We start from the raw sequence: 26,256 nt of genomic DNA, 5'->3' as shown, positions 1-26,256 counted from the left end.
ACACACCTGATCGGACCTAGGCAATCCTGATCGCGCAGGCCCGAGGGCGAGAGGTCAGTTTTCCTCGATGGAGCGGGCCACGACCGTGACGCCCCCGAAACCGGCATTGGTGCGGATGCGCACCGGTACATGCATGTCGCCGCCATGCACGGGTGCCATCCAAAAGGTAATTGGCCTTGAAACATCGTCCTCGCTCGGGAACTCGTCCACCTCATAACCGGAGATCGGTTCGTAATAAGCGTGGCAGACCAGCGCATTGCCGGACCAGGCCCGGGTGCGGACGCGATCGGAGCCGCCATCCTCGAAGCGCAGATTGTAGCGGGCGCGACCATCAAAGACCGGCAGCGTGCCGGCGCAATGGCTCTCGCCACGGGCGACAGCCCCGAGGCCCATCGCCAGCAGGGTGGAAAGCGGGTCCGCCGCGCCGGCGCGCTCCGCGTCGGTGGCCGGGGGTTCGCCCATAGAGCCGAAGGGCGGGCTGATGTCCGGGGTCGCAATGCCGTCCGGGAAGTCGATCGCGACAACCCTGTTTTTCGAGCTGGCATGATTGAGGTGGCTGTAGTGCCAGGGGCGCAGCGCACCGCCGTCGCGATAGCCGCTGACACCGGCCTCGATATCGGCATCCGTGAACAGGGCGGCGAGGCCGGCGGCGGTGAAACGGGCGGACGCCTGGTAGGTGTCGTTGGCGAATTGACCTGAGACAACAATATTGGCGACCTGGAAGACCATGACCGATCCGGCATACTGGACCGTCACGCCTTGGTTGGCCGCTGCAGAATCCGCCAAGGCGGCGTCATCGGCTGATGCGAGGGCGGAACAGGACAGGGCTGCGACAGCCATTGCCCCGAAAATCCAAGTCTTTTTCACGCTATACTCTCCCGATCCGAGCCCCCAAGGCCCTAACCCATTTGTCCGATCAACTGCAATAACTGATCGAAACCGGCTGCAAGATGAACGCCGCAAGCTTGACGGCCCGCCTTGCCTCCTTTATTTCGCCCGCTCTCGCACTGGTCGCAATACCGGTGCGCACGGATTTTTATATTTGAAAGGTGCGACTATGGCGCGTCGTTGCGAACTGACGGGAACTGGCGTTTTGACGGGAAACAATGTTTCCCACGCCCAGAACAAGTCCCGCCGCCGTTTTCTGCCGAACCTGTGTGACGTGACGCTCGCTTCCGAGAAGCTGGGTCAGAACTTCAAGCTGCGCATTGCTGCCAAGGCGCTGCGCTCGGTGGACCATGTGGGCGGTCTCGACGCCTTCCTCCTCAAGGCCCGTGACGAGAAGCTCTCGGACAAGGCCCTGAAGATCAAGCGCGACCTGAAAAAGGCTCTGGCTGCCTAGGCACCCGACGAGCTGATGACGTCCAGCGCCCGCGGCCTGCCGCGGGCGTTGTCGTGTCTGCTGACACACTATAGCCTCCCCGCGACAAGCGGGGAGGCTTTCTTATGTACGCCAATAAATGGATGATTTCGCTGGCAGTCCTGGCTCTGGCCGGATGCGGCGGCGGTGCGGACATCGCGCCAGCTCCTGCCGCGGATGAGGCAGGACCGAGCGAGAGCGCGGCCGATCTGGTGATCTGGGGTGGCGCGATCTACACCGCCCGCGATGACGAGCCCATGGTCGGCGCCGTTGCCGTGCGCGGCAACCGGATCGCCTTTGCCGGTCCCGAGGAAGCGGCCCAGGCCTGGATTGGTGAGGACACCCGCCTCGTCGATCTCAATGGCGGCGCCATGTATCCCGGCTTCACCGACAGTCATGTCCATGTTTACGGAGTGGGTGAGCGCGAACGCACGCTCAATCTCGACAGTGTCACCTCGCTCGCCGACATGGTCGCCAGCGTCGAAGCGGCGATCGCCGAAACGCCGGAAGGCGCGACCCTGGCCGGACGCGGCTGGATCGAGACGCACTGGCCGGAAGCCCGTTTCCCGACCCGGGATGACCTGGACGCGGTCTCGCCGGACAATCCCGTTATTCTGTACCGCGCCGACGGTCATGCCCTGATCGCCAACAGCACCGCCCTTGCGGCCGTCGGCATCACTCGCGACAGTGTCGCGCCGTCGGGCGGGGAAATCCTGTTTGACGCGGATGGCGAGCCGACTGGCCTGCTGGTCGATACGGCGATGTTCGCCATGTCACCGCTGCTGGAGACGCCGTCTGAAGAGGTCGCCCGCGAGACCTATGCCGAGGGGGCGAGGCGTCTGGCCAGCCTCGGCTGGGCCGGAGCCCATGACATGTCCGTGCCCTGGACCATGGTGCCGATCATTGAAGGCCTCGCGGAAGCCGGAGAGCTGCCGCTGCGGACCTATCTCTCGGTCGGACCGGAAGGCTATGCGCCGCTGGCCGCGGGCGGGATGCGCGATGTGGCCGAGGGCCGGGTCATCACCCGCGCCGTGAAACTCTATATGGACGGGGCGTTGGGCTCACGCGGCGCGGCGCTGCTGGAACCCTATGCCGACCGGCCGGAAACCTCCGGTCTGGCCATTGCCGAGGCCGATGAGACCATCGGTATCTTCACCCAGGCCCTGCGCGACGGCATCCAGATGAATGTCCACGCCATCGGGGATCGCGGCAATCGCTACTTCCTGGACTGGGTCGAGGAAGCGCGCGACCAGGTCTCTCCGGAGGCGTGGGCGCTGGCCGATCCGCGCTGGCGTGACGAGCACAGCCAGATCATCGATCCGGCCGATATTCCCCGCTTCGCCGAGCTGGGCGTGATCGCCTCCTTCCAGCCCAGCCACGCCATTGGAGATCTGCACTTCGCGCCGGCCCGCCTGGGTGATGACCGCCTGGAAGGCGCCTATGCCTGGCAAAGCCTGCTCGATGCCGGCGCCCACATCACCGGAGGCTCGGACGCGCCGGTCGAACAGGGCGATCCGCGGATCGAATTCTACGCTGCCGTGGCCCGCGCCGACCTGTCCGGCTTCCAGGGTGAGAACTGGCATCCCGAGGAAGCGCTGTCGCGCGAGGATGCGCTGAAATTCTTCACCGCCTGGCCGGCCTATGCCTCCTTCCGCGAGGACGAACTCGGCACGATCGCGGTGGGCATGCGCGCCGACTTCACGGTCTTCTCGGGCGATATCATGACCATTCCGGTTGCCGAGATTCTCACCGTGGAGCCGTGGATGACCGTGGTCGATGGCGCGGTCGTGTATGAAAGCCCGGACAGTTTCCATCACGGCGAATAGGTGCAGCGGCGAGTGCTCCTTCCCCCGCAAGCGGGGGCGCAGGATGCCGTCCATCCTATCACCCACACGCATTTTTCCCGGAGGCGCGCAGCGCCTTCCGGGACCGACGGGAAACTCATCGCTGGCCGGATAGTTTCGTCGGTCCCGGCTCTCCACCCCGCTTTTGCGGGGTTCCGGCCGGGAAAAATGGGATCTTTTCTTTCCCACGTCGTCGGGAAGAAAAGCGGGAGTTTATCCCCGCCCACGCACCCCTTTCCTTCTCCCTTGGGAGAAGGTGGCCGGAGGCCGGATGAGGGGGATTCCTCCTGCACTCACCGGGATTTACCCCTCACCCTGGCCCTCTCCCAAGGGAGAGGGAAATTGCCTGACCGCCAAAAACTTATCCGCACCCCATCCGGCCCGCCCCATAATCCTTCCCGTTCCCGCGTCACCTGAGGCCCGGATTGGTTATCCGGGGGCGTGGGGAGGACGGAGCTCGTCCGGTTTGGTGGGGTTGACCACCACCCGACCCGGCGTGGCCATCGGCAGGACGGCGGCACAAAGCTCGACCGTTTGTTCCTGCCGGTTTCGAGACGGGGCCGGTAACGGCCCTGAGCAAATCTCCGTGTGCGAGGTGCCCCCGGCGCCACATACACAAATTCCATAGCAAGGCACCGGCAAGGCACCTCGCACCCCTCTACTGCCCGAACCGCCAGGCGATCTCGTCGTGGCGCGGGCAAACCTGTCGACCACCTCAACACATGAAAGGAGACCATCGGGCGCGCCTTCCCGCCGGTTGTCCGGGCATTCCTGTCTGACGCACTTGCGTCGCCCGGCTGGCGGGAAGGCGGCTCGACGGGGAAGCGGAGTGGTTTCAGTCGAGCTGGAAGGCCAGAAGCAGCGTGCGCTGGGACCGGCTATAATTATCGTCGGACATCACCAGCAGGACGGTGTGGTCACCGCGTTCGGTGATGGCGAGGCCCTCGAAATTGTCGACCGCCTTTCCGGCCTCCAACGTGCCCAGCAAGTCCGGCTCTATGCGCCCGCCCGTGTCCAGTGCCGCGGCCGGAAAACGCAGGATGCGGATCCGGTTGCCGATCCCCGACTGCCAGAAACGTTCGAGCGCATAGACATGGCCATCATGATAATCCAGCGCGGTCAGGCCATAGTCCGGTGCGGCGGCCAGCTCGGACCGGGCCCAGCTTCCGTCGCGATGCAGCCAGAGCGGATGGACGCCATCGCTGCCACCCTCGATCCCCGCCAGCAGGGCGCCATCAGGCAGGGAAGTGAGCCCTTCCATGCCGCCATTATCGACGAAGTCATCGGCGCCCGGCGGCGCCGGAAAGGCTTCGCCGACGCTGTCCAACCGGCTCCAGTCCTCACCCAGCGCATAGGTGTTGATCCGGTGTTCGCGTTCGAAACTGACGGCATGGACGCCGCCACCCAGATCCGCGATGGCCTCGCTGTCTGCGGCCCGTCCGTCCAGCGGATCGCCGCTGCGGGAGAGGATGGGGGATATTGAAAACGCGCCGACGGAGAGGCTGCCATCGGTCTCGTTCCAGCCGATATTGGCGGTCATCCAATAGGCGCTGTCGGACACGGCCAGAAGGCGGGATCCATCGGGCGACAGGGTGAGTGCGGAGAAGCCGCCGAACCGCTCATCCGGGTTGGTCAGCGTGACCCCGCCAAGATAGCTCAACCGATCCAGGTCCGTCCGTTCCGGCGATTGGTCGTAGAGTGGCACGGCCTGGCTGCCGGGTGGTGTCAGGTCGAGATCGGGCGAGCAGGCCGCCAACACAAGCGGGAGGAGGGGAAGACTCAAAAAGCGCATGGGCAGACCCTGTTTGCAGTCGCGAGGATTGATCATTCCTGTCCCCCTAGACACGTCCGGCGATCGAGGCGAAATCCGTGCGGTTCATCGCCTGCGGGCCGCTGGAAAAGCCGGTACCCTTGCCGCCATCTTCCTCGAACAGGGCGGCGAGCTGGTCGGTCATGGCGCCGCCGAGCTGTTCGACGTCGTTGATGGTCACGGCGCGGCGATACCAGCGGGTGACGTCGTGGCCGATGCCGATGGCGAGGAGCTCGACTTCCGAGCGGGTCTCGATCATGGCGATGGTCTCGCGCAGATGGCGTTCCAGATAGCCGGCGGAATTGGCTGACTGCGTGCCGTCATCGACCGGGGCGCCGTCCGAGATCACCATCATGATGCGGCGCTGTTCCGGGCGGGCGGCCATGCGTTTCCAGGCCCACATCAGGGCCTCGCCATCGATGTTTTCCTTCAACAGGCCCTCGCGCATCATCAGGCCGAGATTGACCCGGGCGCGGCGCCAGGGCGTGTCGGCGGCCTTGTAGATGATATGGCGCAGATCATTGAGCCGGCCCGGATTCGGCGGCTTGCCCTCGGCTAGCCATTTCTCCTTCGAGCGCCCGCCCTTCCAGGCCTTGGTGGTGAAGCCGAGGATCTCGGTCTTCACGCCGCAGCGTTCCAGCGTGCGGGCGAGGATGTCGGCACAGGCGGCTGCGACCATGATCGGCCGGCCGCGCATCGAGCCGGAATTGTCCAGCACCAGGGTGACGATGGTGTCGCGGAACTCGGTATCGCTTTCCTGCTTGTAGGACAGCGGCAGGGTCGGGTCGGCAATGACCCGGGCGAGGCGGGAACCGTCGAGCACGCCCTCTTCGAGATCGAATTTCCAGGCCCGTTCCTGTTGCGCCATAAGGCGGCGCTGCAGCCGGTTGGCAAGGCGGCCGACAACCTGGTCGAGACCTTTCAACGTGTTGTCGAGATATTTGCGGAGCCGCTCCAGTTCTTCATTGTCGCACAGGTCGGAGGCCTGGATGATCTCGTCGAACTCGCGGGTGAAGACCTTGTAGGATTTCGCATCGGGGTCATTGGCGGGCCGCCAGTTCGGGCGCATGGCGGTCTGGGCCGCGCCTTCATCATCCATGGCATCGACACGGGTGTCGGCATCATCGGTATCGGCGTTGATCTCGTCCTCATCGCCTGCCGTTCCGGCGGCATCGGGCGTGTCAGGCTGATCGCCCTGCTGGTCGTCGCCCTCGGACTCATCGCCGGTGCGTTCCTCGCGGTCGATGCCTTCATCCTCGTCCTCGGGATTCTCCGACGGGTCGGGATCACCGCCGAGTTCATCCGACAGGTCGAGATCCTGGATCACGGTGCGCAGCAGGTCGGCGAAAGCCTTCTGGTCGTCTGCATTCTCGGCCAGGGCGTCGAGCGAGAGGCTGGCCACGCTTTCGATCTGGTCGCGCCAGAGTGCCATCAGGCCCGCCGCTTCCGCTGGCGCCGGACGTCCGCTGATGCGCTCGCGGACGAGCAGGGCGAGGGCTTCCTCCATCGGCGCGGCCTGTCGGTCCTCGACCCGCGTCCAGCCCTTCTGCTTGCAGCGCATGGCGAGGGCGGCATCGAGATTGCCGGCCATGCCGCGCATGTCGCGGGCGCCGAGGCCTTCGACACGGGCCTGCTCGGCCGCATGGAAAATAGCCCGCGCCGTCGCGCCAGGCGGCAGCACGCGGACATGCGCTGCCTCGTCATGATGGGCGAGCCGCAGGGCCAGCGCATCGGCCCGGCCGCGCACGGCGGCGGCCGCTTCCGGCGAGGGTTCGCTGCCCGGATTGGGCAGGACCATGCGTCCACCCGACAGGCCGGCAATCTCGCCGCCAAAACGCACGTCGAGCTCGCGGTCGCCGGCAATGGCGCGGGTGGTGATGGACAGGGCGCGCTTGAAGGCGTCGGGATCGGAAGGCGGCTGGCTCATGGCGGCAAACCTAGCCGATTGATCACGGAAATCGAGCCATTGGAACCATTGATTTCCAGTGAGTGACAGGCCTTGGCGTCAACCTCTCGCTAACCCAATTGTGGAAAACTGGTCTTTGGACCCGTATCGGCAAAAATTCCGGCCGGGCCGCAACGATGGTGGCGAGTGTCGGCAGGATGACCTTTTCGGTTCATTCCATGGCCTCCGTGAACTCAGCGCTGCAGCATATGAGCATGCTGCAATCGGAAAGTGCCAAGGTGCACGACCGGATCGCGACGGGTCTCAAGGTAGGCAGTGCCAGTGATAATGGCACAGTCTGGGCGATGGCCCAGGTCATGCGCACGGACAATCAGTCCCGGGCCAGCGCCCTCACATCCATTGATCTGGGAACCGGCGTCGTCGAAACCGCCCTGGCCGGGTCCGAGGGCATTTCCGATCTCATGGTCGAGATGCACGCCAAACTCGTTGCCGCGACCGATACCACGCTGGACGAACAAAGCTGGCGCAGCCTGATGACCGACTTCATCGAGCTGGGCAACCAGGCGACCCGCCTGGCCGAGAATGCCAGTTTCAATGATCTCAACCTGCTCAAGAGCGGCGGCGAGGACCTGTCCGTCCTGATCGGTGCCAATCCCGGCAGCACGCTGACGATTTCCGCCGAGGATCTGAGCGATGGCGGCGGGATCTTCGATGCCGGTCTGGCGGCGACCCTGCCGCAGGGCGACAATTCGATCGTGGTCACCCAGCCGACCTCAGCCGATGTCACAGCTTTTGAAAGCTCGATGACCGATGTGAATTCCGCGATCTCCCGCCTCGGTGTCGGGCTGAAATCGCTGACCATCCAGAAGACACTTCTGGTCAAGCAGATGGATGCGACCAGCGCCGGTATCGGCAATCTCGTCGATGCCGATCTCGGCCGCGAAAGCGCCAGGCTTCAGGCCCTCCAGGTCCGCGAGCAGCTGGGTATCCAGGCGCTTGAAATCGCCAATCGCTCCCCCCGCATCATTCTCAGCTTCTTCCAGTAGGACGGTGCCGCTTGCCGTGATCGGTGCAGCGCTCTAATTGGGCGGTTGAGCGGCGGTAGAGACCAGCATGACATCAACCATCGTGATCGGCGCCGGCATGGCTGGCCTGGCCTGTGCCCGGCATCTCGCCGATGCCGGCGAGACGGTCATTGTGCTCGACAAGGGCCGCGGCCTTGGTGGCCGTCTGGCCACGCGCCGGACGGAACACGGGCCGTTCGATCATGGTGCCCAGTACGTAACGGCCCGCGACGCCGGCTTCGCCGCCTGGCTGGACCGGGCAGCGATGGCAGGGTCAGCGGCACCCTGGGCGCAATTGGGCGTCGAGCGCACCTGGTGGGTCGGCGCGCCGGGCATGAGCAAGCTGGTCGCGCCGCTCGCCGACGGGCTGGATGTCCGCAGATCTTGCCGCGTGGAACAGGTTCGGCGCGAGGGTGAGGGCTGGGCCATAGCCTGCGAGGGCGGCGAGAACCTGAAGGCGGACCAGCTTGCGGTCGCGATCCCGGCACCCCAGGCAAAGGCTCTACTGTCCGGTGTCACGCCCCTGGCCGATGGTCTCGACGCGGTCCGTTACGCGCCGTGCTGGACGTTGATGCTCAGCCTCGCCGAGCCGCTGGACCAGGCACCGCGTCTTTATCGCGCCTCGGACGGCCCCTGTGCCTGGATCGCCTGCAACACGACCAAGCCGGGGCGTTCGGGTGGGGGCGAGAACTGGGTCATCCAGGCCGGTCCCGGCTGGAGCCAGACCCATCTGGAAGAGACATCGGATACGGTGACTGCCCTGCTGCAGGGCGCCTTCGAATCCTGGGCCGGGGCCCTGCCGGACATCCGGCTGAGCCAGGTCCATCGCTGGCGCTATGCCCGCGTCCTCAAGGCGCTTGAGGCGCCCTGCCTGTGGGATGGCGAGGCCGGGATCGGGCTGGCTGGCGACTGGTGTCTCGGACCTCGGGTCGAGGCCGCCTATCTCTCGGGACGGGCGCTGGCCGAGCGCATCCTGGAAACCTAGAGCCGGTAGTGTTTGGCCAGCAGGCCGATCAGCTCGTCCATCTTGGCCTTCTGCGCCTCGGCATCGCCGCTCTCAATCGCATGGGCGACGCAATGGCCGGCATGGTCGCGCAGGATCTCGCCCTCGACCGCCGCCAGGGCCGACTTCACCGCTGACAATTGCGTGAGCACGTCGATGCAATAGCGATCGTCTTCCAGCATGCGACCAATGCCGCGTACCTGACCTTCAATGCGCTTGAGGCGGGTCAGGGATTTTTCCCGGGCAGGGGTGAGGGGTGTGTGCGTGTCGACCATGTCACTTGTATACCCCCGGGGGGTATGGTAGCGCAAGCGCATGGAAGGAATTCGCTTGAAAGCTTTGCCGGTGCTGGCCGGCCTTCTTCTGGTCTCGGCCTGTGCGAGCGTCGACCCGGTGGCCGAGCGGGCTGGCGTGATGGCTAGTCTCGCCGAACGGGACGGTCCGGTTGCCGACCCGGTCATGCCCCGCGACGGTGAAACCGTCAGCGAGGCCATGGCCGTCTCCCTCGCGCTGGCCAAAAATCACCGCCTTCTGGCCCGTCTGAACGAGGCCGGCCTGGCCCGCGCGGACCAGGTGAGAGAGTCCCGCCCGGTCAATCCGATTGTCGAGGTGGTGACCCTGCCGGGGGATGGACATGGCCGCGTCTGGGATGTCGATTTGCGCGCGTCCCTGCTGGGTATTGCCGCGACTCCCTGGCGGGCAGCCGCCGCACAGGACCGTTATGAAGCCCGCCGGGCCGAGACGCTTCTGGCGACCCTGGATTTCGTCGCCGACACTCGCCGCGCCTGGGTCGAGGCTGTGGCAGCCCGGCAGCGTCTGGACCTGCAGGCGCGCATTCGCGATGCCGCTGCAGCTAGCCTGGTCGTGGCCGAGGAAATCCGCGCCGCCGGGAATGCGCCGGAGCTCGAACTGGAGCGCGAGCGGGTCTTCGCCCAGCAGGCCGAGCTGGACTATCTGCAAGCCGAACACGCGGCCCTGCAGGCCCGGCTCGCTTTGGGTCGTCAGCTGGGTGTGGCTGTGTCAGCCGACCAGCTCCCGACCCGGCTGGAACCGGGCGCGGCGCCCCTGGAGATGCTCGAGACCGAGGCCGCCCTGACGGCCAGCCTGCCGCTGGCCGCAGCACGCGCCAATGTCGAGGCGACGGCCGGGGAGGCCGGTCTGGAGAACTGGGCCAGCCTGCTCGAGCATGTCGAACTGGGCGGGGTGTTCGAACGCGAGGATGGCGACTGGACGCGCGGCTGGATGCTGGAATTTGCCCTGCCGGTTTTCGACACCGGTGCGGCCCGTCGCACAGCGGCACAGCTGCGGGCCGAGCAGGCCATCCATCAGCATGCGGCGCTGGCCCATGAAATCCGCAACGCCCTGGACGCGGTCCAGGCCATGGCGCGCCTGGCCGAGCGCCGCGTCTCCCACATCGAAGAGGATGCCCTGCCGACCAGTGAGCGTCTGATGGACGCGACGATGCGCCAGTATAATGCGATGCAGGTCTCCGTCTTTGACCTGATGGCGACCGTGCAGATGCGCAGCCGGACCGGCCAGGCCTATGTTGATGCCCTGGCGGACTGGCACCGGGCCCGGATTGCGCTCGAGCAGATCCGTGCCGGCGGCTCTCCGGCTATGGTGACGGTCAGCACTGCCGGTGAAACAGCCCCGACCCGGGGCGAGGGAGGCCATTGATGGGAATCTCCAGACGCGATGCCCTGCTGGCCGGATCTGCCGGTCTGGCGGCCACCGGACTGGCCACCGGGTCGGCCTCGGCCCAGCCGGTGCCACCGCGCGCGCACAGCGCCTCGGTTCCGCATGACCGGACCTATTCGCCGGGCCGGCCGGGCCGCGACTACACGCCGGTGATCACGCCGGACGGCGCGACCCTGCCTTACCGGATTGTCGACGGGGTGAAGGTCTTCCATCTCATCCCCGAAGAGGTCGAACACAGTTTTGCGCCGGGCCTCGAGGCGAAGACCTGGGGCTATAATGGCCGCACGCACGGCCCGACCATCGAGGCGGTCGAGGGTGACCGGGTGCGGGTCTATGTCACCAATCGACTGCCGGCACCGACAACCGTGCACTGGCATGGTGTCATCCTGCCCTCGGGCATGGACGGGGTTGGCGGTCTGAGCCAGCGCGCCATCTATCCCGGCGAGACCTTCGTCTATGAGTGGACCTTCCGCCAGCACGGCACCTTCATGTATCACTCGCATCATGACGAGATGACCCAGATGGCGCTGGGCATGATGGGCATGATCGTGGTCCATCCGCGCCAACCGGCCGGGCCGCGCCCGGACCGGGACTATGCGATCATGCTGTCGGAATGGGTGCTGCATCCCGGTGCCGAGCGGCCCGATCCCAATGCCATGGGTGATTTCAACATCCTGACCATGAATGCGCGCTGCTATCCCGGCACATCGCCGCTCATCGCCGAGCGGGGCGAGCGGGTCCGCATCCGCTTCGGCAATCTCTCGGCCATGGATCATCACCCGATCCATCTGCACGGCTATGCCTTCACCATCACGGAAACCGATGGCGGCGTGATCCCGGTTTCGGCGCGCCATCCCGATACCACCGTGCTGGTGCCCACCGGCTCCACGCGCACGGTCGAATTCATCGCCGATAATCCGGGCGACTGGGCCATGCATTGCCACATGACCCATCACGTCATGAACCAGATGGGCCATGGCATCCCCAATCTCACCGGCGTCAATGCCCGCCGCATCGACCGCGCCGTCGGCGCTCTCCTGCCCACCTACATGACGATGGGACAGGACGGGATGGGCGAGATGGGCCAGCACATCGAAATGGGCCATATGCCGGTGCCGGACAATTCCCTGCCCATGGTCGGCGCCCGCGGCCCGCGTGACTACATCACCATGGGCGGCATGTTCACCATCCTGAAGGTCCGCGACCGTCTTCACGGCGATGGCGATCCGGGCTGGTATGACAATCCGGAGGGCGAGGCCCGCCCGGCCCGTGCCGACGAACTGGCCCGCGACGGCATTGATCCGGACACGATCGATGCGCCGGCCTCCACCAACTCCCATCAAGGACCTCACCCATGATCACGCTTCTCGCCACCAGCCTCTTGCTTGCCACGAGCGCAAGCGAGCACCACGGCCAGGATCATCACGGTGGACACGCCATGCATGAGGCCGAGACGACGGCGCAATCGGTGGTCCCGGCGGATGTGCGCACGGTTGACAACGACGCCCGCACCACCCTCCTGCGCCACGAAGCCATGCCGGAACTGGGCATGGGCGCCATGGTCATGCCCTTCACCGTTGATGAGGCGGTCAATATCGACCTCTTCCAACCCGGCGCCGCCCTCATCGTCACGGTCACCCGCGGAGAGGACGGACTGCACATCATCGCCGCCGAGGTGGATGAGAGCGTGGGCTAAGCCGCGCTCACGCTCTTCACCGGGGCTTCCGGCAGGTCCACGCCGAACACGCGCTGGTACATCTCGGCGATGACCGGGCGTTCCAGTTCGTCGCACTTGTTCAGGAAGGTGAGGCGGAAGGCCATGCCGAGATCGCCGAAGATTTCCTGGTTCTCGGCCCAGGTCAGCACGGTGCGCGGGCTCATCACGGTGGAGATGTCGCCATTGATGAAGGCTTCGCGGGTGAGGTCGGCCACCTTGACCATGTCGGCGACCTGCTTGCGGCCCTCTTCGGTGGCGGCGAGCTTTTTCATCTTGGCCAGCACGATGGCGTTTTCGGTTTCGCGCGGCAGATAGTTCAGCGTGGCGACGATCGACCAGCGGTCCATCTGGCCCTGGTTGATCTGCTGGGTGCCGTGATAGAGGCCGGTCGTATCGCCCAGGCCGATCGTATTGGTGGTCGCAAACAGGCGGAAATAGGGGTGCGGCCGGATCACCTTGGTCTGGTCCAGCAGGGTCAGCGAGCCCGAGGCTTCCAGCACGCGCTGGATCACGAACATCACGTCCGGGCGGCCGGCATCATATTCATCAAACAGGAGGGCGACCGGGCGCTGCAGGGCCCAGGGCAGGATGCCTTCCTGGAATTCGGTGATCTGCTTGCCATCCTTCAGCACGATCGCGTCCTTGCCGACCATGTCGATACGGCTGACATGGCTGTCCAGATTGACCCGCACCATCGGCCAGTTGAGGCGCGCCGCGACCTGTTCGATATGGGTCGACTTGCCGGTGCCGTGATAGCCTTGGATCATGACGCGGCGGTTGAAGGCAAAGCCCGACAGGATGGCGCGCGTGGTGGCCGGGTCGAAGACATAATCCGGATCGAGGATGGGTGTGTGCTCGTCCGGCGTCGAGAACATGGCGACGTCAAAGCCCGGATCGAAGCCGAACAGCTTCTGGCAGTCGGCTTTGGCATCAGGCGCGGAGAGGGGGAAACTATCGCTCATCGAACCGGTCTTTATGGCTGGACGCACGCGTCATTTGCTGCGGTGCGTATAATCGGATGCTATCGAGGTATCGCACGCCTGCCGCGGCTTCAAGTCAAGGACGGTGACTGCAAGCGATTCAGATCAGTCGGCGACCGCGGGTCACGAAGTGGGCGAGGGTGATCGCGAGCATTTCCAGCAGGATGACAATCAGCCCGAACTGGCCGGCATAATACTGCCCGTCCGTGATCTTCAGCCAGACAAGGATGTGGATCAGGCTGCCGGCGATCAGGGCATACAAGGCCGCGCGTCGGTTCAGGACCAGCCCGACAAAGCCGGCCAGCCAGCAGACCGCCATCGCGGAAAAGCCGCCAATTTCGAGCCCGTCCGAGCGCAGGATGGCGGTGCCGATATCGAGGTCGCCAAGGCGCGGAAGCCACAGGCCGGAAAAACTGCCGATGATCATCGCCGACCACAGCATCATGTAGAGAAGCGGGAACACTGAAAGACCGATCGCTGCGACCCGCACCGGCAGGGATGCCCCCAAACTGTCAGACATGAAACGCCCCGGAATTGCTTGCCCGATCGCAGACTCGGTTCGGAAAGGCAAAAAAAGTGTTAGCCCGCGTGTATCAGGCCATGCCGGCGCTTTTGAGGATCTGGTAGGAGGCGATCACGCGACCCAGCTGTTCCTCGCTCGAGCGGTCGCCACCATTGGCGTCAGGGTGGAATTGTTTGACCAGCTCCGCGTAGCGCTTGCGCACGGTGGCCGGATCGACGTCCGGATCGAGCGACATGGTTTCCAGCGCCTTGGTCTGCAGCCGGCCCATGGATTTCTCGCGCGGCGCTTCCTTGTGGGGATCCTTGCGGTCGCCGAACATGCCATAGGGGTCGTTGAACCCGTCGGCAAAATCACGACTCGCCTTGGCTGCCTTGGCAGAGGCCGAATGTGTGTTGCGCCAGTTCCAGGTCGGCCGGTGGCCATAGGAGGCGCTCTCGCGGAAGGACTGGGCGGCTGTTTCGCTCATTCCCTCGAAGAAATTCCACGACTTGTTGTATTCCGAGGCATGGCTCTGGCAGAACCAGTAGAAGTCGTTCAGCCGGTCATTGGATTTCGGCGCACGGCTGTCGCCATGCTTGCGGCAGCCCGGCCATTCGCAGACACGCTCCTCCGGCGCCGGCTTGTCCTTGGGCGGCTTGATGCGGATATCCCGGAACCGCGGCTTGTAATTGTAGGCTTCAGACATGATCCCCGATTATGGTCATGCGTATGTAAAGCGGCAATGAAGCCGGTGAACAAAGAGGTGAGAATATGGGCGACGTCGCCGCACGGATCGAGAGCAAGCTGCAAAAAGCCCTGACGCCGATCGCCCTTTCGGTGACCGATGACAGTCATCTGCATGCCGGTCATGCCGGTGCGCGGCCCGGCGGTCAAAGCCATTTCACCGTTGACATCACGGCCAGCCGGTTTGACGGGCTCGGCCGTGTTGCGCGTCACCGCCTGGTCAATGATCTCCTGGCTGAGGAATTGGCGGGCCCGGTGCACGCCCTGGTGATCCGGGCGCGCGGCGCGAGCGAATAAGACAGGAGCGATGCCGGGCCGCGACGGGCGGCCGGTCGCGGCGCGAAGGACCTGCCCATGTTGCCCAAATTCGCCAGTCTCGCCCTGCCGCTTGTTGCCGTGCTCGGCCTGTCGGCCTGCTCGACCCGTTTCGATGCACCGTCCTCGCTGTCGACCGGCGCGCAGTTGACGGCAGGGGAGCGGCGCCTGCTGGCAGTCGAGGAATATGCTGACGGCCCGGCTCTTGCTGCCATGGAGCGCCTTTATCTGCCGCCGGTCCGGCTTGCGCCCGGGGCTGATATCGATCCGGATATTCCGCCGGCCCGCCTCGATGATGTCCGCCGTCGTTTGTCGCGGGACCTGTGCCAGCGCCTGGCGCGGGCCGGGTTTGATGTTCGTCCGGTGCTGGCGACGGCCGGCGATATCGACATGACGGTTGATGGCGAGGTCAGCGCCGCGATCAGCGGCATCCGACGCAATAATGTTGCAACAACCGGCATGTCACGCCTGATCGGCGTGGCGGTGCCGGGCCCGCTCAATCCGCGCGTGCCGCTGGGAATCGGGGCGCTGGGCGTCGAGGCGGAAATCCTTGACGATACGGGGCGCCAGGTCGCTGCCATCCGCTGGGCGTCGCAGAATCATCTCGCCTCGGGCGGCGGGGTGACGACCATCCTCGACGGTCCCGATGCCTTTACCGACCTGGCCGATGTAATGGACCTGTCGAGCGTCTTCGCCGACGCTTTGGGCGATTTGCTTGAAGAGGCGCGCGCGGACCAGGACGCTGCGGTCATCGAGGCCGACACACCGCGCGGGACGTGCGACGCCTATGAGGCGCTGATCGACGATGAAGCTGCAGAGCTGGGCTAGCCGCCATTCGCCTCGACATCGTCAGGGCTGACCGAAACCCGCAGCCGGGTGATCTGGTTGCGGCGTCGCTCGACGACTTCGAACCTGGCCCCGTGAAAGCCGAAAACCTGGCCGCGTTCCGGGATGGTCTGGGCTTCGTGGATCACCAGGCCCGCGATGGTGACGGCTTCCTCGTCCGGCAATTCCCAGTCGAGAGCACGATTGAGATCGCGGATCGGCAGGGTGCCGTCGACGACCCAGATGCCCTCGCCATCGGGCTGGATGCCCTCGACGGTCACGTCATGCTCGTCCTCGATGGCGCCGACAATCTCTTCAAGGATGTCTTCCAGCGTCACCAGCCCCATCAGGGCGCCATACTCGTCGACCACCAGGGCGAAATGCTCGCGCTTCTCGCGGAAGGCGTTGAGCTGGTCGAGGACCTCGGTGGTTTCCGGCACGAACCAGGGTTCGCGGCGCAGCGTGTCGATATCAATGACCGAGGCATTGCCGTCGGCCTCGTGCAGGGCGCGGGCGATGTCGCGGACATGCAGGATGCCGACGATATTCTCGCTGTCGCCCTTGTAGATCGGAAGACGGGTGTGCGGTGAATGCAGGGCCTCGGTGACGATCTCCTCGGACGGCTTGTCGGCATCAATCATCAAGATGGATTTGCGGTGCACCATGATGTCGTCGACCGTCAGGTCGCGCAGGTCGAGCACGCCGCCCAGCATGTCGCGGTCATCCTTGACCACCCCGCCTTCCTCGTGGTGCAGGGCGATCGCGCCGCGCAGCTCGTCATGGGCGGACAGGACCGGCCCGTCGACATTGGCGCCGAAGATCCGCAGCACATTGCGCACCACGAACTGCACTGCCCCGACGACCGGTGCAAAGACGCGGACCACGATCAGGATGGGGCGCGAGACGGCGAGGGCGAAGCGTTCCGGGTTCGACAGGGCGTAGGTCTTTGGCATGACCTCGGCGAAGACGAGGACCAGGATCGTCATGACCAGGGTCGCCCAGACGACACTGTTGCCACCGAGCAGGGTTTCGAACAGCTGGCCGGCGATCATCGAGGCCAGGATGTTGACCAGATTATTGCCGAGCAGGATGGCGCCAAGCAGGCTTTCACCGTCGGAAATCAGGATATTGACGCGCGCCGCGGCGGGGTTCTTCTCGCGCTCCAACTGCAGCATGCGTGCCCGCGACGTGGCCGTCAGCGAAGTCTCCGAACCGGAGAAGAAGGCAGACAGGAGGAGCAGGCCGAAAATAGTCAGCGCGGGGCCGATAAGGGTCCAGTCGAGGCTCATGAGAGCTGGGTCTCCATAAAGGAAAGAAGGTCGGCTTCATCGGCCGCCCGGTCAATGTAGGCGGCGCCGATGCCGCGAGCCAGGATCAGGGTGATCCGGCCATCCATGTTTTTCTTGTCGTCACGCATGCGTGACACCAGGCTGCTTGCCTGCCAATCCGTATGGGCCAGTTCTGCGGCGCTGGCCGGCAGGCCGACGGCGCGCAGATGGGCCTCCACCCGCGCGGCGTCGCCCGCGCTGCAAACGCCGCGATGAGCGGAATACGCAAAGGCCAGCGCGATACCGGCGGCCACCGCCTCGCCATGGCGGATCACATCCTTGGGCGCGTCAGCCTCGAAGGCGTGGCCGAACGTGTGGCCAAGATTGAGCAGGGCGCGCACCCCGCCCTCGCGCTCGTCCTCGGCGACGATGCGGGCCTTGAAGGCAATGGCAGCCGCGACGGCCGCATCGAGCCCGGCCCCATCAAGCCCGTCCGCACCGGCAGCCTCCAGCTGCTCGAACAAGGCGGCGTCGCCGATCAAGGCAGCCTTGACGATCTCGGCATATCCGGCCCGGCGTTCGCGCAGCGGCAGGGTGGCGAGCAGGTCGCGGTCGGCGATCACCAGCCGCGGCTGGTGGAAGGCGCCCGCGAAGTTCTTGCCGTGCGTGGTGTTGATCCCGGTCTTGCCGCCGACCGAACTGTCGACCTGGGCGAGCAAGGTGGTCGGGATCTGGATGAAGTCGATGCCCCGCTTGGTGATGGCGGCCGCAAAGCCCGTGAGATCACCGATTACACCGCCGCCCAGCGCAATGACCGCCTCGGCACGCTCGATATTATGGTCGAGCAATGCATCGACCACACGGGCCAGGCCAGCCCAGCTCTTGGATGTCTCACCGGGCTCGACAATGACCGGCTCGACTTCCAGCCCGTGTGCGGCCAGCGTTTCGCTGACCCGTTCCAGGTGCAGCCCGGCGACATGCCGGTCGGTAATCAGGATGGCCCGGCCGCGCGGGAAATGCCGGACCAGTTCCGGGGCGGCAGCCGTCAGCGCGCCGGCCCCCACCAGCACGTCATAGCTGCGCTCACCCAGGCCCACATTGACCCGCATTATTTCACTCACGCCTCGGCCTCCCGGGCGTCGAGCGCCCGCAAAATCCCGTCGAGCGTGATCTGGTGCGAACCGCCCGACGCATCAACATGGATGTCAGCCTCTGCATACGCGGCCTGGCGTCTGGTGAGCAAGGCGTTCAGCACGGTTTCCGGATCGTCACCGCGCAGCAGGGGACGGGTGTCGCGGCGGGTGACCCGCCTGACCAGCGTCTCGACGTCCGCCTGCAGCCAGATCGAGATGGCATTCGCCTTCACATTGGCGCGGGTTTCGTCATCCACAAAGGCCCCGCCACCGAGCGCGAGGACCATGGGCGGTTCTTCGAGCAGGCGGGCAATGACCTTGCGCTCGCCGTCGCGAAAGGCGGCTTCGCCGAAGTCAGCGAAGATTTCCGAGACGCTGCGACCGGCAGCCTTCTCGACCTCCTCGTCGGCATCGCGGAAGTCCAGCTTCAGGGCATGCGCGAGGCGGCGGCCGACCGTGGTCTTGCCGACACCCATCAGGCCGATCAGGACGAGCGATTTCTGCGGTTTGTGAACGCACGACATGTCAGCGGTATAAACGGTCTGGAAATCGCCGCAATCAGGGTTAGGCTCGTCACCGGTTTGACCTGCAGTGCGATGGCGGGTCTTCGAGGGGTCTGAGGAGTCGGTTCATGCGTGGTTTTCTGGTGGGTGTGATGGTGATCGCCGGTCTCGTCGCGATCGGGTTCGGCACGCTGGTCCTGATCGCCAATGGCCTGGAACCGACCCGGGAGAATGTACGTGTCGAGCTGGATGACGATTTCCCGCGCTAGCCTGCTGGCAGCGCTTCTTTGCGGCACGGCCGCTGCCCAGGACCCGATCGAGGTTGAACGCCTGGATGCACTTGATCCGCTTGAGGTGTCGCTGACCGCGCGTGGGCTTGGCGATGGCCTTTGGGCGGGTTCCGGCCGTGACATGGCGGCAGCCGTCCTGACACGGCTGCCTGCCTCCGACGGTCCGGGCTATGCGAGCGAGGCCCTTGCCGAAACCGCCCGCTTGATCCTGCTGACAGGTGGGCAGCCGCCGGCCGGTGGTCGCGGCGATGCCCGTCTTGCAGAGCTGCGGGTCGACCGCCTGCTGGCAGCCGGCGGCGCCCATGACGCGTTTGACCTGCTCGAGCGCACCCCCAACATCAACCGGCGCCCGGGACTGGCCCGCTGGCATGCCGAGCTGGGATTCGCGGTCGGCGAGAGTGAGCGCGCCTGCCAGACCGCCAATGCGCTGATCGAGAACCGGGACGCGCCGGACTGGCTGCGCCGCCGGGCTTTCTGTCTTGCGCTCGACGGGCAGGGCGCTGCTGCTGAACTCACCGCCGAACTCGCCCGTGCCCGTTCCGGGGATGATGATTTCGACGCCCGCCTGTTCTCAATGACGCTGGGCACGGTCGCGGAAGACGTGGCGCCGCCGGACAGCGGTCTTGATTTTGCCATGGCGCGTTACCTGGTCGATCCGGAAGCCGACACGCCGGCCATTGCTGAAACGGCACCGGCCTGGCTGCGCTCGCTCGGCCATACGCCGGTTTTCGAGCCGGTGCCGATCACCGATCCGGCGGCTTCCCTTGAGGCAGCCCTGGAGCTTTCCGGTCGCGACCGGCACCATGCGCTGGAGGAAATTCTCGGACAAGGCCGTGACCGCGAGATTGCCGCTCTTGCCCTCGGTCACATGCTGGCCGACGCCAGCGATGCGTCCCGCTTCATCCATGTTGCCCGCCATCACGGCAGCGAGGTCGAGACCCTGCCGGTGACGGAGACGACCCTCGCTCACGGCTATGAAATTGCCTTGGCCGCCATGATCGTCGGCGACTTGCGGGCCGCAGCCCGCTGGCGCGATGCGCTGGTCGATGGCCCGCCGCGCCGGCCGAATCCGGCAGCGCTGGCCGGTCAGGCGATTCTGGAGACGGCTGACGGGCGGCTGGTCTATGCCGACGGCACGCCGGTTGATGCCGCGATGCCGGAATGGGTGCCGCCAGCGCCGCATCGCATGGTCGCGCTGGACCTGTCGCTGGCGGTCGCCCGCGATGCCCTGTCGGGTGGCAATTTTGAAGCCGTGCTGGCGGCCTGGCTCGAAAGCCAGGGCGACAGCGCCCTGGGTGTGCAACTGGCGCTCGCTGAATTGCGCGGGCATCTGTCCGGTGAGAGCCGACTGGTTGTTCTCGGGCTGGATGCCGCAGCCATCGGTCCGGAATTGCCAGCCATGGAAATGGCTGTGCGGGCCGGTGCCAGGGCCGAGATGGCCATGCTGGCGATCAGCCTGCTCAACCGCCCCGCGACCGCCACCGAACCCGTAGCCTTCAGCCGGGCGATCGCGGCGCTTGATGCCGCCGGCTTGCGGCGCCAGGCGCTGGCACTGGTCCTGGAGCGTATCGTCGCGAGGGCGCGGTGAGCCCAGCCGATCCCGGTGGTCGCAATGGCAATGGCGCCCTGATTGCGCTGTTTCTCGACATGATGGCTGCCGAACGCGGCGCCTCCATAAATACGCTGGATGCCTATCGCCGTGACCTGACCGATGTTGCGGCCCGCCTCGGGGCGGCCGGGCGCCGTCTCGACAGTGCCGCAACCCCGGACCTGGAAGGCGTGCTGGCCGGCTTTGCGGCCGACGGGCTGGCGGCGTCGACGGCGGCACGGCGTCTGTCGGCAATCAGGCGCTTTTACCGTTTCCTCCTGTCGGACGGGGTGCGCGACGACAATCCGGCGACCCCGCTGCGCGCACCCAAGCAGGGACGGGCCCTGCCCAGGATTCTCTCTGAGGCGGATGTCGATGCCCTGTTCGATGCCGCCGCCGGCCTGCCCGGTGTCAGCGGGGTGCGTACGCGGGCCCTGATGGAATTGCTCTATGCCGGCGGATTGCGCGTGACCGAACTCGTCTCGCTGCCGCTGGGGGCCTTCGTGCGCGCCGAACGCTGTATCCAGGTCACGGGCAAGGGTGGACGCGAGCGCCTTGTGCCGCTGACCGATGCCGCCCTCGAGGCCGTCGCCGCCTACAAGGCGGTGCGCGAGGCGCATCTGCCACCGGACAAGACCAAGACTGGCAAGGCGTCGCGCTTCCTCTTCCCGTCACGCACGGCCAAGGGCGGACATCTGACCCGCGAGCGCTTCGCCCAGATCCTCGGCGATCTGACGCTGGCCGCCGGCATGGATCCGGCCAGGGTGTCGCCGCACGTGCTGCGCCACGCCTTTGCCACGCATCTTCTGGCCCGCGGCGCGGATTTGCGCAGTGTCCAGATGCTGCTGGGGCACGCCGATGTCTCGACCACGCAGATCTATACCCATGTGCTTGACGAGAGACTGAAATCTCTCGTCCAGTCGGCCCACCCCCTGGCCCGCCGCGCCGATGATGAGGCGTCTGATTGACGTATGCGTAAGCGCGGCTTTTCAGGCTTGTAGCGCCGGGACCGGGTGGTTAGGTTGCCCTCCACTTTGTGTTCACAGGCGTTGGCAGGGCATGTCCGACCCCACACGTACCTATCTCGATTTCGAGCGGCCGCTGGCCGAATTGGAAGCCAAGATCGAAGAGCTCGAATCCCTAGCGGGTGAAGACTCTCCGGATACGGCAGAAGAGACTGCGCGCCTGCGCCAGAAGGCGAGCGAGCAGCTTGCCGCGCTCTATTCCAAGCTTGACCCATGGCGCAAGACGCTGGTCGCCCGTCATCCCGAACGGCCGCATTTCCGCGACTATCGCAAGGCGCTGATCGAGGATTTCGAGGAGATGTGCGGTGATCGCCGTTTCTCCGAGGATGCCGCGATTGTCGGTGGCCTAGGCCGTTTCCGCGGTCGCTCCGTGGTCGTGATCGGCCATGAAAAGGGCCACGACACCGAGACCCGCATCAAGCACAATTTCGGCATGGCGCGTCCGGAAGGCTATCGCAAGGCGATCCGCCTGATGGACCTGGCCGAGAAATTCGGCCTGCCGGTCCTCACTTTTGTCGATACGGCGGGGGCTTATCCCGGTCTTGGCGCGGAAGAGCGCGGCCAGTCCGAGGCGATTGCCCGCTCGACCGAGCGCTGCCTGACCCTGGGCACGCCGCTGATCTCCACCATTACCGGTGAAGGCGGGTCCGGCGGCGCCGTGGCCCTGGCCAGCGCCAATGTCGTGATGATGCTGGAGCATTCGATCTATTCAGTGATCTCGCCGGAAGGCTGCGCCTCGATCCTGTGGAAGGATTCAGCGCGGGCCAAGGACGCCGCCGTCGCCATGAAAGTGACCGCGCCGGATCTGCTGGCGATGAAGATCGTCGATCAGGTCATCCCCGAACCGATTGGCGGCGCGCACCGTCACGCGGCGCAGACCATGACCTCGGTCGGCAATGCGATCGAAAAGCATCTCGGCCAGCTCGAGCAGATGGACGCCAAGGCCCTGCGCCAGCAACGCCGCGAACGCTTCCTCGCCATCGGCCGGACCCTGCCGGGGGCGTAGGCTTTCTTCCCTACATCGTGGGGAAGTGAGCCGAGGCGCAGCATCGGGTCGATGGGGTCCGAGCGTAGCGAGGATAGGGTTGGCGCGGAGTGATCCATGCCGCCTGCGGCGTCACCCCTCCGTCTCACCGCTTCGCGGCGATCCACCTCCCCATGGAATGGGGAGGAAAACGCGCCTGCGTTTCGTCACCCACTCCGTCTGGCCGTGCTTTCTGCCCCCGCTTGCGGGGGAAGTGGGCCGAGGCGATGCCTCGGGTCGAAGGGGGCCAAGCGGAGCGAGGACGGGTTACGACACCGCCCCATGGAACGGGGAGGAAAGATCCCCCTAAAGCGCCACTTCAAGCCAGGGCAGCTTTCGGTCCTTGAAGACCTCGCTGGGGCGCATGGCGACGCGGCGGGCGCCCATGTGGATATAGGCGGCTTCGGCATAGGGGTCGGAGAGGATGGTCATCACCGTCTCGCCGCGGGCCTTCAGCTTGGCCCTGGCGTCCTCGAACAGGTCGCGGCCGACGCCCTTGCCGATCGCGGCGGGGGTGATGAAGAGGAGGTCGAGCGTGCCGTGATGGCCGCCCGGATCGATCTGGCAGACGCCCAGCATCGTGCCGTCATCCAGTTCAGCGACAGTGGTGTGACCGGCCGCGATCGCCTCGCTCGTCACCCGCAGATAGGGCGCGACCTCGGCCATGAAGGCCTCGTCATAGCCCCAGTGCGCCTTGGATTTCAGGCACAGGTCGGAGAGCGCGTCTTCCTCTCCGGCACGGGCCGGGCGAAGGCGAACCTCGCTCACCGTTCGTCCCGGTCAGGCCGAAGCGCCGGTGTCGATGGCACCGTGGCACTGCTTGTATTTCTTGCCTGAGCCGCACGGGCAGGGTGCGTTGCGGGCGACCCGTCCCCAGGTTTCCGGCTTGTTCGCATCGACCGGCGTCGAGACCCGGCGCTGGGTCGGCGAAACACGTGGTGCGACCGGACCGGCGCCCGGATCGCCCATCTCGTTGCGACCGGTGCGCGGATCGATATGGGTTGCGGTCAGGCCTTCCGGCTCGCGCGGCGGTGCCGGAGCCCGTTCGAAGCGGATCAGCATCAGCTGCCTGGTCACCTCACCGCGCAGATTGTCCATCATGCGCTCGAACAGGTTGAAGGCTTCCGTCTTGAATTCGTTCAGCGGATTGCGCTGGGCGTAGGAGCGCAGGCCGATCATGGAGCGCATGGCATCGAGATTTTGCAGGTGCTCGCGCCAATTGATGTCGATGGCCTGCAGCAGGATGGATTTTTCGATGCGCCGCATCAGGTCCGGCCCGGCATTGGCGGCCTTCTCGGCATAGGCGCGGTCGGCCGCTTCGCTTACGCGTTCGAGGATTTCCTCGTCGGCAATGCCCTCTTCCTCCGCCCAGTCCTCAACCGGCAGGTTGAGGCCGAACGTGGTCTGAAGCTCAGCCTTCAGGCCTTCGATATCCCACTGGTCAGCATAGGCTTTCGGCGGGATATGGGCGGTAACCAGGTCTTCGGCGGTTGACTGGCGCATGTCCTTGATGACGTCGGCGACATCGTCGGACACCATGAAGTCGATGCGCTGCTCGAACACCGCCTTGCGCTGGTCGTTCATCACGTCATCGTATTTGAGGACGTTCTTGCGGATGTCGAAATTGCGCTGCTCGACCTTGCGCTGGGAGGTTTCCAGCGCCTTGGACATCCACGGGTGCTGGATGGCTTCGCCTTCCTTCATGCCCAGCGTGCGCATGATGGTGTCGAGACGTTCCGGCGCGAAAATGCGCAAGAGGTCGTCCTGCACGGAGATGAAGAATTTCGAGCGGCCCGGATCGCCCTGGCGACCGGTCCGGCCGCGCAGCTGGTTGTCGATACGGCGGCTTTCATGGCGTTCGGTGGCGAGGACATAGAGCCCGCCGGCGTCGAGCGCCTTGCGCTTCTTCTCGGCGATATCGGCCTTGATGGCGTCCTTCTCGCGGTCGATCTCGGTCTGGGTCGGTGTCTTGCCGGCGGCTTCCTGTTCGGCCTTCCAGGCGTCCAGACGCATGTCGGCATTGCCGCCAAGCTGAATGTCGGTGCCGCGACCTGCCATGTTGGTGGCGATCGTCACAGCGCCCGGCACGCCCGCCTGGGCGACGATGAAGGCTTCCTGCTCATGATAACGCGCATTGAGCACCTGGTGCTCAATCGGGATCAGCTTGAGCATGTCCGGCAGGGTACGCTCGACCGGGCGGGCCGATTTTTCGAACTCGGCCTTGGCCGCTTCATCCTTCGGGTAGAGATGGCCGAGCATTGTCTTGAACACGGCCTTGTCGCTCATCAGCCGGTCGATCACTTCGGACTTCTCGATCGAGGCCGTGCCGACCAGGACCGGCTGGCCCCGTTCCTGACAGTCGACGATCTCGTCGACAATGGCCGCATACTTCTCTTCCAGCGTCCGGTAGACCTCGTCTTCCTCATCGATCCGGGCGATTGGCTTGTTGGTCGGGATCTCGACCACGCCAAGCTTGTAGATGTCGAAGAATTCGTCGGCCTCGGTGAGCGCGGTGCCGGTCATGCCGGCCAGCTTGTCGTAGAGGCGGAAATAATTCTGGAAGGTGACGGAAGCCAGGGTCTGGTTTTCCGGCTGGATCTCGGTGCCTTCCTTGGCCTCGATCGCCTGGTGCAGGCCATCGGACAGGCGGCGTCCGGGCATCATGCGGCCGGTGAATTCGTCGATCAGGACAACCGCGTTGTCCTTGATGATGTAGTCCTTGTCGCGCACGAAAATCTTGTGCGCCTTGAGGGCCTGGTTGACGTGGTGGACGGCCTGGATGTTCTCGACATCATAGAGATCTCCCTCCGCGAGGAGTTCTCGTTCATTCAGCAGCCGCTCGATTTCCTCGTTGCCTTCCTCGGTCAGAAGGATGGTACGGGCCTTCTCGTCGATCTCGTAGCATTCCTCGCCCAAAAGCGGGATCAGCTCGTTGATCGTCTTGTAGAATTCAGTGCGGTCCTCGGTCCGGCCGGAGATGATCAGCGGGGTTCTTGCCTCATCGATCAGGATCGAGTCGACCTCGTCGACGATGGCGAAGCCGTGGCCGCGCTGCACCATCTCGTCGGTCGAGTATTTCATATTGTCGCGCAGATAATCGAAACCGAGTTCGTTATTGGTCGCGTAGGTGATGTCGCAGGCATAGGCGGCGCGGCGTTCCGGATCGGTCATGCCGTGGGCGATCACGCCGGTTGTCATGCCCAGCTGCGCGAAGACCCGCCCCATCCACTCGCTGTCGCGGGTCGCCAGATAGTCATTGACCGTGACCACATGCACGCCCTTGCCGGGCAGCGCATTGAGATAACAGGGCAGGGTCGCGACGAGGGTCTTGCCCTCACCGGTTTTCATTTCCGCGATCGAGCCCTCGTGCAGCACCATGCCGCCCATCAGCTGGACGTCATAGGGCCGCAGTCCCAGCGCGCGCTTGGCGGCTTCTCGGACGGCGGCATAGGCTTCCGGCAGCAGGGCATCGAGTTTTTCGCCCTTGTCGAGCCGCTCGCGGAATTCGACCGTCTTGGCCTTCAGCGCGTCGTCGGAGAGCGCTTCGAACTCCGGCTCCATTGCGTTGATTTTCTCGACCGCGGGCCGCAGACGGCGGACTTTGCGATCATTTTCGGTTCCGAAGAGCTTGCGGGCAATGGAGAGCATCTGGATCAG

25 protein-coding genes are annotated in these 26,256 nt (G+C 65.3%); 13 read left to right on the top strand and 12 right to left on the bottom strand.

Annotation, left to right across the window (positions count from 1 at the left end):
- Positions 1-54 precede the first annotated feature (54 nt).
- Positions 55-867 (bottom strand): DUF3108 domain-containing protein, encoded by an 813-nt coding sequence (locus QZZ02_RS14500; RefSeq protein ID WP_291845459.1) that lies wholly within the window; start codon positions 865-867, stop codon positions 55-57.
- 190 nt (positions 868-1,057) lie between these two features.
- Between QZZ02_RS14500 and rpmB the strand changes: the two genes are divergently transcribed.
- Both rpmB and QZZ02_RS14490 read left to right on the top strand, forming a co-directional pair.
- The gene (gene rpmB, locus QZZ02_RS14495; RefSeq protein WP_291845457.1) at positions 1,058-1,342 is read left to right on the top strand and encodes a 50S ribosomal protein L28; all 285 of its coding nucleotides are present in this window, start codon (positions 1,058-1,060) and stop codon (positions 1,340-1,342) included.
- A 104-nt stretch (positions 1,343-1,446) separates the two neighbouring features.
- The gene (locus tag QZZ02_RS14490; RefSeq protein ID WP_291845455.1) at positions 1,447-3,186 is read left to right on the top strand and encodes an amidohydrolase; all 1,740 of its coding nucleotides are present in this window, start codon (positions 1,447-1,449) and stop codon (positions 3,184-3,186) included.
- 853 nt (positions 3,187-4,039) lie between these two features.
- Here QZZ02_RS14490 and QZZ02_RS14485 read toward each other — a convergent pair.
- Together QZZ02_RS14485 and cobT are read right to left on the bottom strand one after the other, a co-directional pair.
- Positions 4,040-5,032 (bottom strand): esterase-like activity of phytase family protein, encoded by a 993-nt coding sequence (locus QZZ02_RS14485; protein ID WP_291845452.1) that lies wholly within the window; start codon positions 5,030-5,032, stop codon positions 4,040-4,042.
- A gap of 10 nt (positions 5,033-5,042) precedes the next feature.
- Positions 5,043-6,941 (bottom strand): cobaltochelatase subunit CobT, encoded by a 1,899-nt coding sequence (cobT, locus tag QZZ02_RS14480; protein WP_291845450.1) that lies wholly within the window; start codon positions 6,939-6,941, stop codon positions 5,043-5,045.
- Between the two features lie 155 nt (positions 6,942-7,096).
- On the opposite strand from cobT, the gene QZZ02_RS14475 reads away from it, so the two are divergent.
- Together QZZ02_RS14475 and QZZ02_RS14470 are read left to right on the top strand one after the other, a co-directional pair.
- Entirely contained in the window at positions 7,097-7,966 is an 870-nt protein-coding gene (locus QZZ02_RS14475; RefSeq protein WP_366511547.1) for a flagellin, read from the top strand.
- Between the two features lie 67 nt (positions 7,967-8,033).
- Complete coding sequence (locus QZZ02_RS14470) at positions 8,034-8,969, top strand: FAD-dependent oxidoreductase (RefSeq protein ID WP_291845444.1); 936 nt, start codon at positions 8,034-8,036, stop codon at positions 8,967-8,969.
- Here the strand turns inward: QZZ02_RS14470 and QZZ02_RS14465 are convergent.
- Positions 8,966-9,262, bottom strand: a complete 297-nt coding sequence (locus tag QZZ02_RS14465) for a metal-sensitive transcriptional regulator (RefSeq protein WP_291845442.1) — start codon at positions 9,260-9,262, stop codon at positions 8,966-8,968. The two genes, QZZ02_RS14470 and QZZ02_RS14465, sit on opposite strands and share 4 nt — an antisense overlap.
- A gap of 55 nt (positions 9,263-9,317) precedes the next feature.
- On the opposite strand from QZZ02_RS14465, the gene QZZ02_RS14460 reads away from it, so the two are divergent.
- From QZZ02_RS14460 to QZZ02_RS14450, 3 genes are read left to right on the top strand one after another with little or no spacing between them, the layout of a single operon-like run.
- Positions 9,318-10,664 (top strand): TolC family protein, encoded by a 1,347-nt coding sequence (locus tag QZZ02_RS14460; protein ID WP_291845440.1) that lies wholly within the window; start codon positions 9,318-9,320, stop codon positions 10,662-10,664.
- Positions 10,664-12,043, top strand: coding sequence for a copper oxidase (locus QZZ02_RS14455; RefSeq protein ID WP_291845438.1), 1,380 nt, complete (start codon positions 10,664-10,666; stop codon positions 12,041-12,043). The genes QZZ02_RS14460 and QZZ02_RS14455 overlap by 1 nt, the downstream gene beginning before the upstream one ends.
- Positions 12,040-12,381, top strand: coding sequence for a copper-binding protein (locus tag QZZ02_RS14450; RefSeq protein WP_291845436.1), 342 nt, complete (start codon positions 12,040-12,042; stop codon positions 12,379-12,381). The genes QZZ02_RS14455 and QZZ02_RS14450 overlap by 4 nt, the downstream gene beginning before the upstream one ends.
- On the opposite strand, the gene cobS is transcribed toward QZZ02_RS14450, so the two are convergent.
- From cobS to QZZ02_RS14435, 3 genes are all read right to left on the bottom strand, one after another.
- Positions 12,378-13,364, bottom strand: coding sequence for a cobaltochelatase subunit CobS (gene cobS, locus QZZ02_RS14445; RefSeq protein ID WP_291845434.1), 987 nt, complete (start codon positions 13,362-13,364; stop codon positions 12,378-12,380). The genes QZZ02_RS14450 and cobS overlap by 4 nt on opposite strands.
- Before the next feature lie 118 nt (positions 13,365-13,482).
- Positions 13,483-13,902 carry a hypothetical protein gene (locus QZZ02_RS14440; RefSeq protein ID WP_291845432.1) on the bottom strand — a complete coding sequence of 140 codons (420 nt, stop codon included), beginning with the start codon at positions 13,900-13,902 and terminating at the stop codon, positions 13,483-13,485.
- A gap of 73 nt (positions 13,903-13,975) precedes the next feature.
- Entirely contained in the window at positions 13,976-14,590 is a 615-nt protein-coding gene (locus tag QZZ02_RS14435; protein WP_291845431.1) for a J domain-containing protein, read from the bottom strand.
- A gap of 65 nt (positions 14,591-14,655) precedes the next feature.
- Between QZZ02_RS14435 and QZZ02_RS14430 the strand changes: the two genes are divergently transcribed.
- Positions 14,656-14,925, top strand: coding sequence for a BolA family protein (locus tag QZZ02_RS14430; protein ID WP_291845430.1), 270 nt, complete (start codon positions 14,656-14,658; stop codon positions 14,923-14,925).
- Positions 14,926-14,982: 57 nt separating this feature from the next.
- Entirely contained in the window at positions 14,983-15,771 is a 789-nt protein-coding gene (locus tag QZZ02_RS14425; RefSeq protein ID WP_291845429.1) for a DUF3313 family protein, read from the top strand.
- On the opposite strand, the gene QZZ02_RS14420 is transcribed toward QZZ02_RS14425, so the two are convergent.
- From QZZ02_RS14420 to QZZ02_RS14410, 3 genes are read right to left on the bottom strand one after another with little or no spacing between them, the layout of a single operon-like run.
- Positions 15,768-17,057 (bottom strand): HlyC/CorC family transporter, encoded by a 1,290-nt coding sequence (locus QZZ02_RS14420; RefSeq protein WP_291845428.1) that lies wholly within the window; start codon positions 17,055-17,057, stop codon positions 15,768-15,770. The genes QZZ02_RS14425 and QZZ02_RS14420 overlap by 4 nt on opposite strands.
- Positions 17,054-18,157, bottom strand: coding sequence for a 3-dehydroquinate synthase (gene aroB, locus QZZ02_RS14415; RefSeq protein ID WP_291845427.1), 1,104 nt, complete (start codon positions 18,155-18,157; stop codon positions 17,054-17,056). Before aroB ends, QZZ02_RS14420 begins: the two co-directional genes overlap by 4 nt.
- Positions 18,154-18,693, bottom strand: coding sequence for a shikimate kinase (locus tag QZZ02_RS14410; protein ID WP_291845425.1), 540 nt, complete (start codon positions 18,691-18,693; stop codon positions 18,154-18,156). Before QZZ02_RS14410 ends, aroB begins: the two co-directional genes overlap by 4 nt.
- A 107-nt stretch (positions 18,694-18,800) precedes the next feature.
- Between QZZ02_RS14410 and QZZ02_RS14405 the strand changes: the two genes are divergently transcribed.
- The 4 genes from QZZ02_RS14405 (at position 18,801) to QZZ02_RS14390 (ending at position 22,581) form a co-directional block, all read left to right on the top strand.
- On the top strand, positions 18,801-18,941 hold the full coding sequence (locus QZZ02_RS14405; protein ID WP_291845423.1) for a hypothetical protein: 141 nt from the start codon (positions 18,801-18,803) through the stop codon (positions 18,939-18,941).
- A complete protein-coding gene (locus QZZ02_RS14400) occupies positions 18,910-20,550 on the top strand; it encodes a hypothetical protein (protein ID WP_291845420.1) in 1,641 nt (546 codons plus the stop codon). Before QZZ02_RS14405 ends, QZZ02_RS14400 begins: the two co-directional genes overlap by 32 nt.
- Complete coding sequence (locus QZZ02_RS14395) at positions 20,547-21,518, top strand: site-specific tyrosine recombinase XerD (protein ID WP_291845418.1); 972 nt, start codon at positions 20,547-20,549, stop codon at positions 21,516-21,518. Before QZZ02_RS14400 ends, QZZ02_RS14395 begins: the two co-directional genes overlap by 4 nt.
- Before the next feature lie 91 nt (positions 21,519-21,609).
- On the top strand, positions 21,610-22,581 hold the full coding sequence (locus tag QZZ02_RS14390; RefSeq protein ID WP_291845417.1) for an acetyl-CoA carboxylase carboxyltransferase subunit alpha: 972 nt from the start codon (positions 21,610-21,612) through the stop codon (positions 22,579-22,581).
- A 324-nt stretch (positions 22,582-22,905) separates the two neighbouring features.
- On the opposite strand, the gene QZZ02_RS14385 is transcribed toward QZZ02_RS14390, so the two are convergent.
- Both QZZ02_RS14385 and secA read right to left on the bottom strand, forming a co-directional pair.
- The gene (locus tag QZZ02_RS14385) at positions 22,906-23,367 is read right to left on the bottom strand and encodes a GNAT family N-acetyltransferase (RefSeq protein WP_291845415.1); all 462 of its coding nucleotides are present in this window, start codon (positions 23,365-23,367) and stop codon (positions 22,906-22,908) included.
- 12 nt (positions 23,368-23,379) lie between these two features.
- Entirely contained in the window at positions 23,380-26,247 is a 2,868-nt protein-coding gene (secA, locus tag QZZ02_RS14380) for a preprotein translocase subunit SecA (RefSeq protein ID WP_291845413.1), read from the bottom strand.
- Between the last annotated feature and the right edge of the window lie 9 nt (positions 26,248-26,256).

The organism is Maricaulis sp. (assembly GCF_015665295.1).
GTDB lineage: Bacteria > Pseudomonadota > Alphaproteobacteria > Caulobacterales > Maricaulaceae > Maricaulis.
Note: the sequence above shows the minus strand (reverse complement) of the source record. Positions and strands in the feature narration are given on the sequence as shown.

What these genes read in the sequence shown, in the direction of transcription:
- rpmB (WP_291845457.1), top strand. Translation starts at nt 1,058, where the DNA reads ATGGCGCGTCGTTGCGAACTGACGGGAACTGGCGTTTTGACGGGAAAC.
- QZZ02_RS14490 (WP_291845455.1), top strand. Translation starts at nt 1,447, where the DNA reads ATGTACGCCAATAAATGGATGATTTCGCTGGCAGTCCTGGCTCTGGCC.
- QZZ02_RS14485 (WP_291845452.1), bottom strand. Translation starts at nt 5,032, where the DNA reads ATGATCAATCCTCGCGACTGCAAACAGGGTCTGCCCATGCGCTTTTTG.
- cobT (WP_291845450.1), bottom strand. Translation starts at nt 6,941, where the DNA reads ATGAGCCAGCCGCCTTCCGATCCCGACGCCTTCAAGCGCGCCCTGTCC.
- QZZ02_RS14475 (WP_366511547.1), top strand. Translation starts at nt 7,097, where the DNA reads ATGGTGGCGAGTGTCGGCAGGATGACCTTTTCGGTTCATTCCATGGCC.
- QZZ02_RS14470 (WP_291845444.1), top strand. Translation starts at nt 8,034, where the DNA reads ATGACATCAACCATCGTGATCGGCGCCGGCATGGCTGGCCTGGCCTGT.
- QZZ02_RS14465 (WP_291845442.1), bottom strand. Translation starts at nt 9,262, where the DNA reads ATGGTCGACACGCACACACCCCTCACCCCTGCCCGGGAAAAATCCCTG.
- QZZ02_RS14455 (WP_291845438.1), top strand. Translation starts at nt 10,664, where the DNA reads ATGGGAATCTCCAGACGCGATGCCCTGCTGGCCGGATCTGCCGGTCTG.
- QZZ02_RS14450 (WP_291845436.1), top strand. Translation starts at nt 12,040, where the DNA reads ATGATCACGCTTCTCGCCACCAGCCTCTTGCTTGCCACGAGCGCAAGC.
- cobS (WP_291845434.1), bottom strand. Translation starts at nt 13,364, where the DNA reads ATGAGCGATAGTTTCCCCCTCTCCGCGCCTGATGCCAAAGCCGACTGC.
- QZZ02_RS14440 (WP_291845432.1), bottom strand. Translation starts at nt 13,902, where the DNA reads ATGTCTGACAGTTTGGGGGCATCCCTGCCGGTGCGGGTCGCAGCGATC.
- QZZ02_RS14435 (WP_291845431.1), bottom strand. Translation starts at nt 14,590, where the DNA reads ATGTCTGAAGCCTACAATTACAAGCCGCGGTTCCGGGATATCCGCATC.
- QZZ02_RS14430 (WP_291845430.1), top strand. Translation starts at nt 14,656, where the DNA reads ATGGGCGACGTCGCCGCACGGATCGAGAGCAAGCTGCAAAAAGCCCTG.
- QZZ02_RS14425 (WP_291845429.1), top strand. Translation starts at nt 14,983, where the DNA reads ATGTTGCCCAAATTCGCCAGTCTCGCCCTGCCGCTTGTTGCCGTGCTC.
- QZZ02_RS14420 (WP_291845428.1), bottom strand. Translation starts at nt 17,057, where the DNA reads ATGAGCCTCGACTGGACCCTTATCGGCCCCGCGCTGACTATTTTCGGC.
- QZZ02_RS14410 (WP_291845425.1), bottom strand. Translation starts at nt 18,693, where the DNA reads ATGTCGTGCGTTCACAAACCGCAGAAATCGCTCGTCCTGATCGGCCTG.
- QZZ02_RS14405 (WP_291845423.1), top strand. Translation starts at nt 18,801, where the DNA reads ATGCGTGGTTTTCTGGTGGGTGTGATGGTGATCGCCGGTCTCGTCGCG.
- QZZ02_RS14390 (WP_291845417.1), top strand. Translation starts at nt 21,610, where the DNA reads ATGTCCGACCCCACACGTACCTATCTCGATTTCGAGCGGCCGCTGGCC.
- secA (WP_291845413.1), bottom strand. Translation starts at nt 26,247, where the DNA reads ATGCTCTCCATTGCCCGCAAGCTCTTCGGAACCGAAAATGATCGCAAA.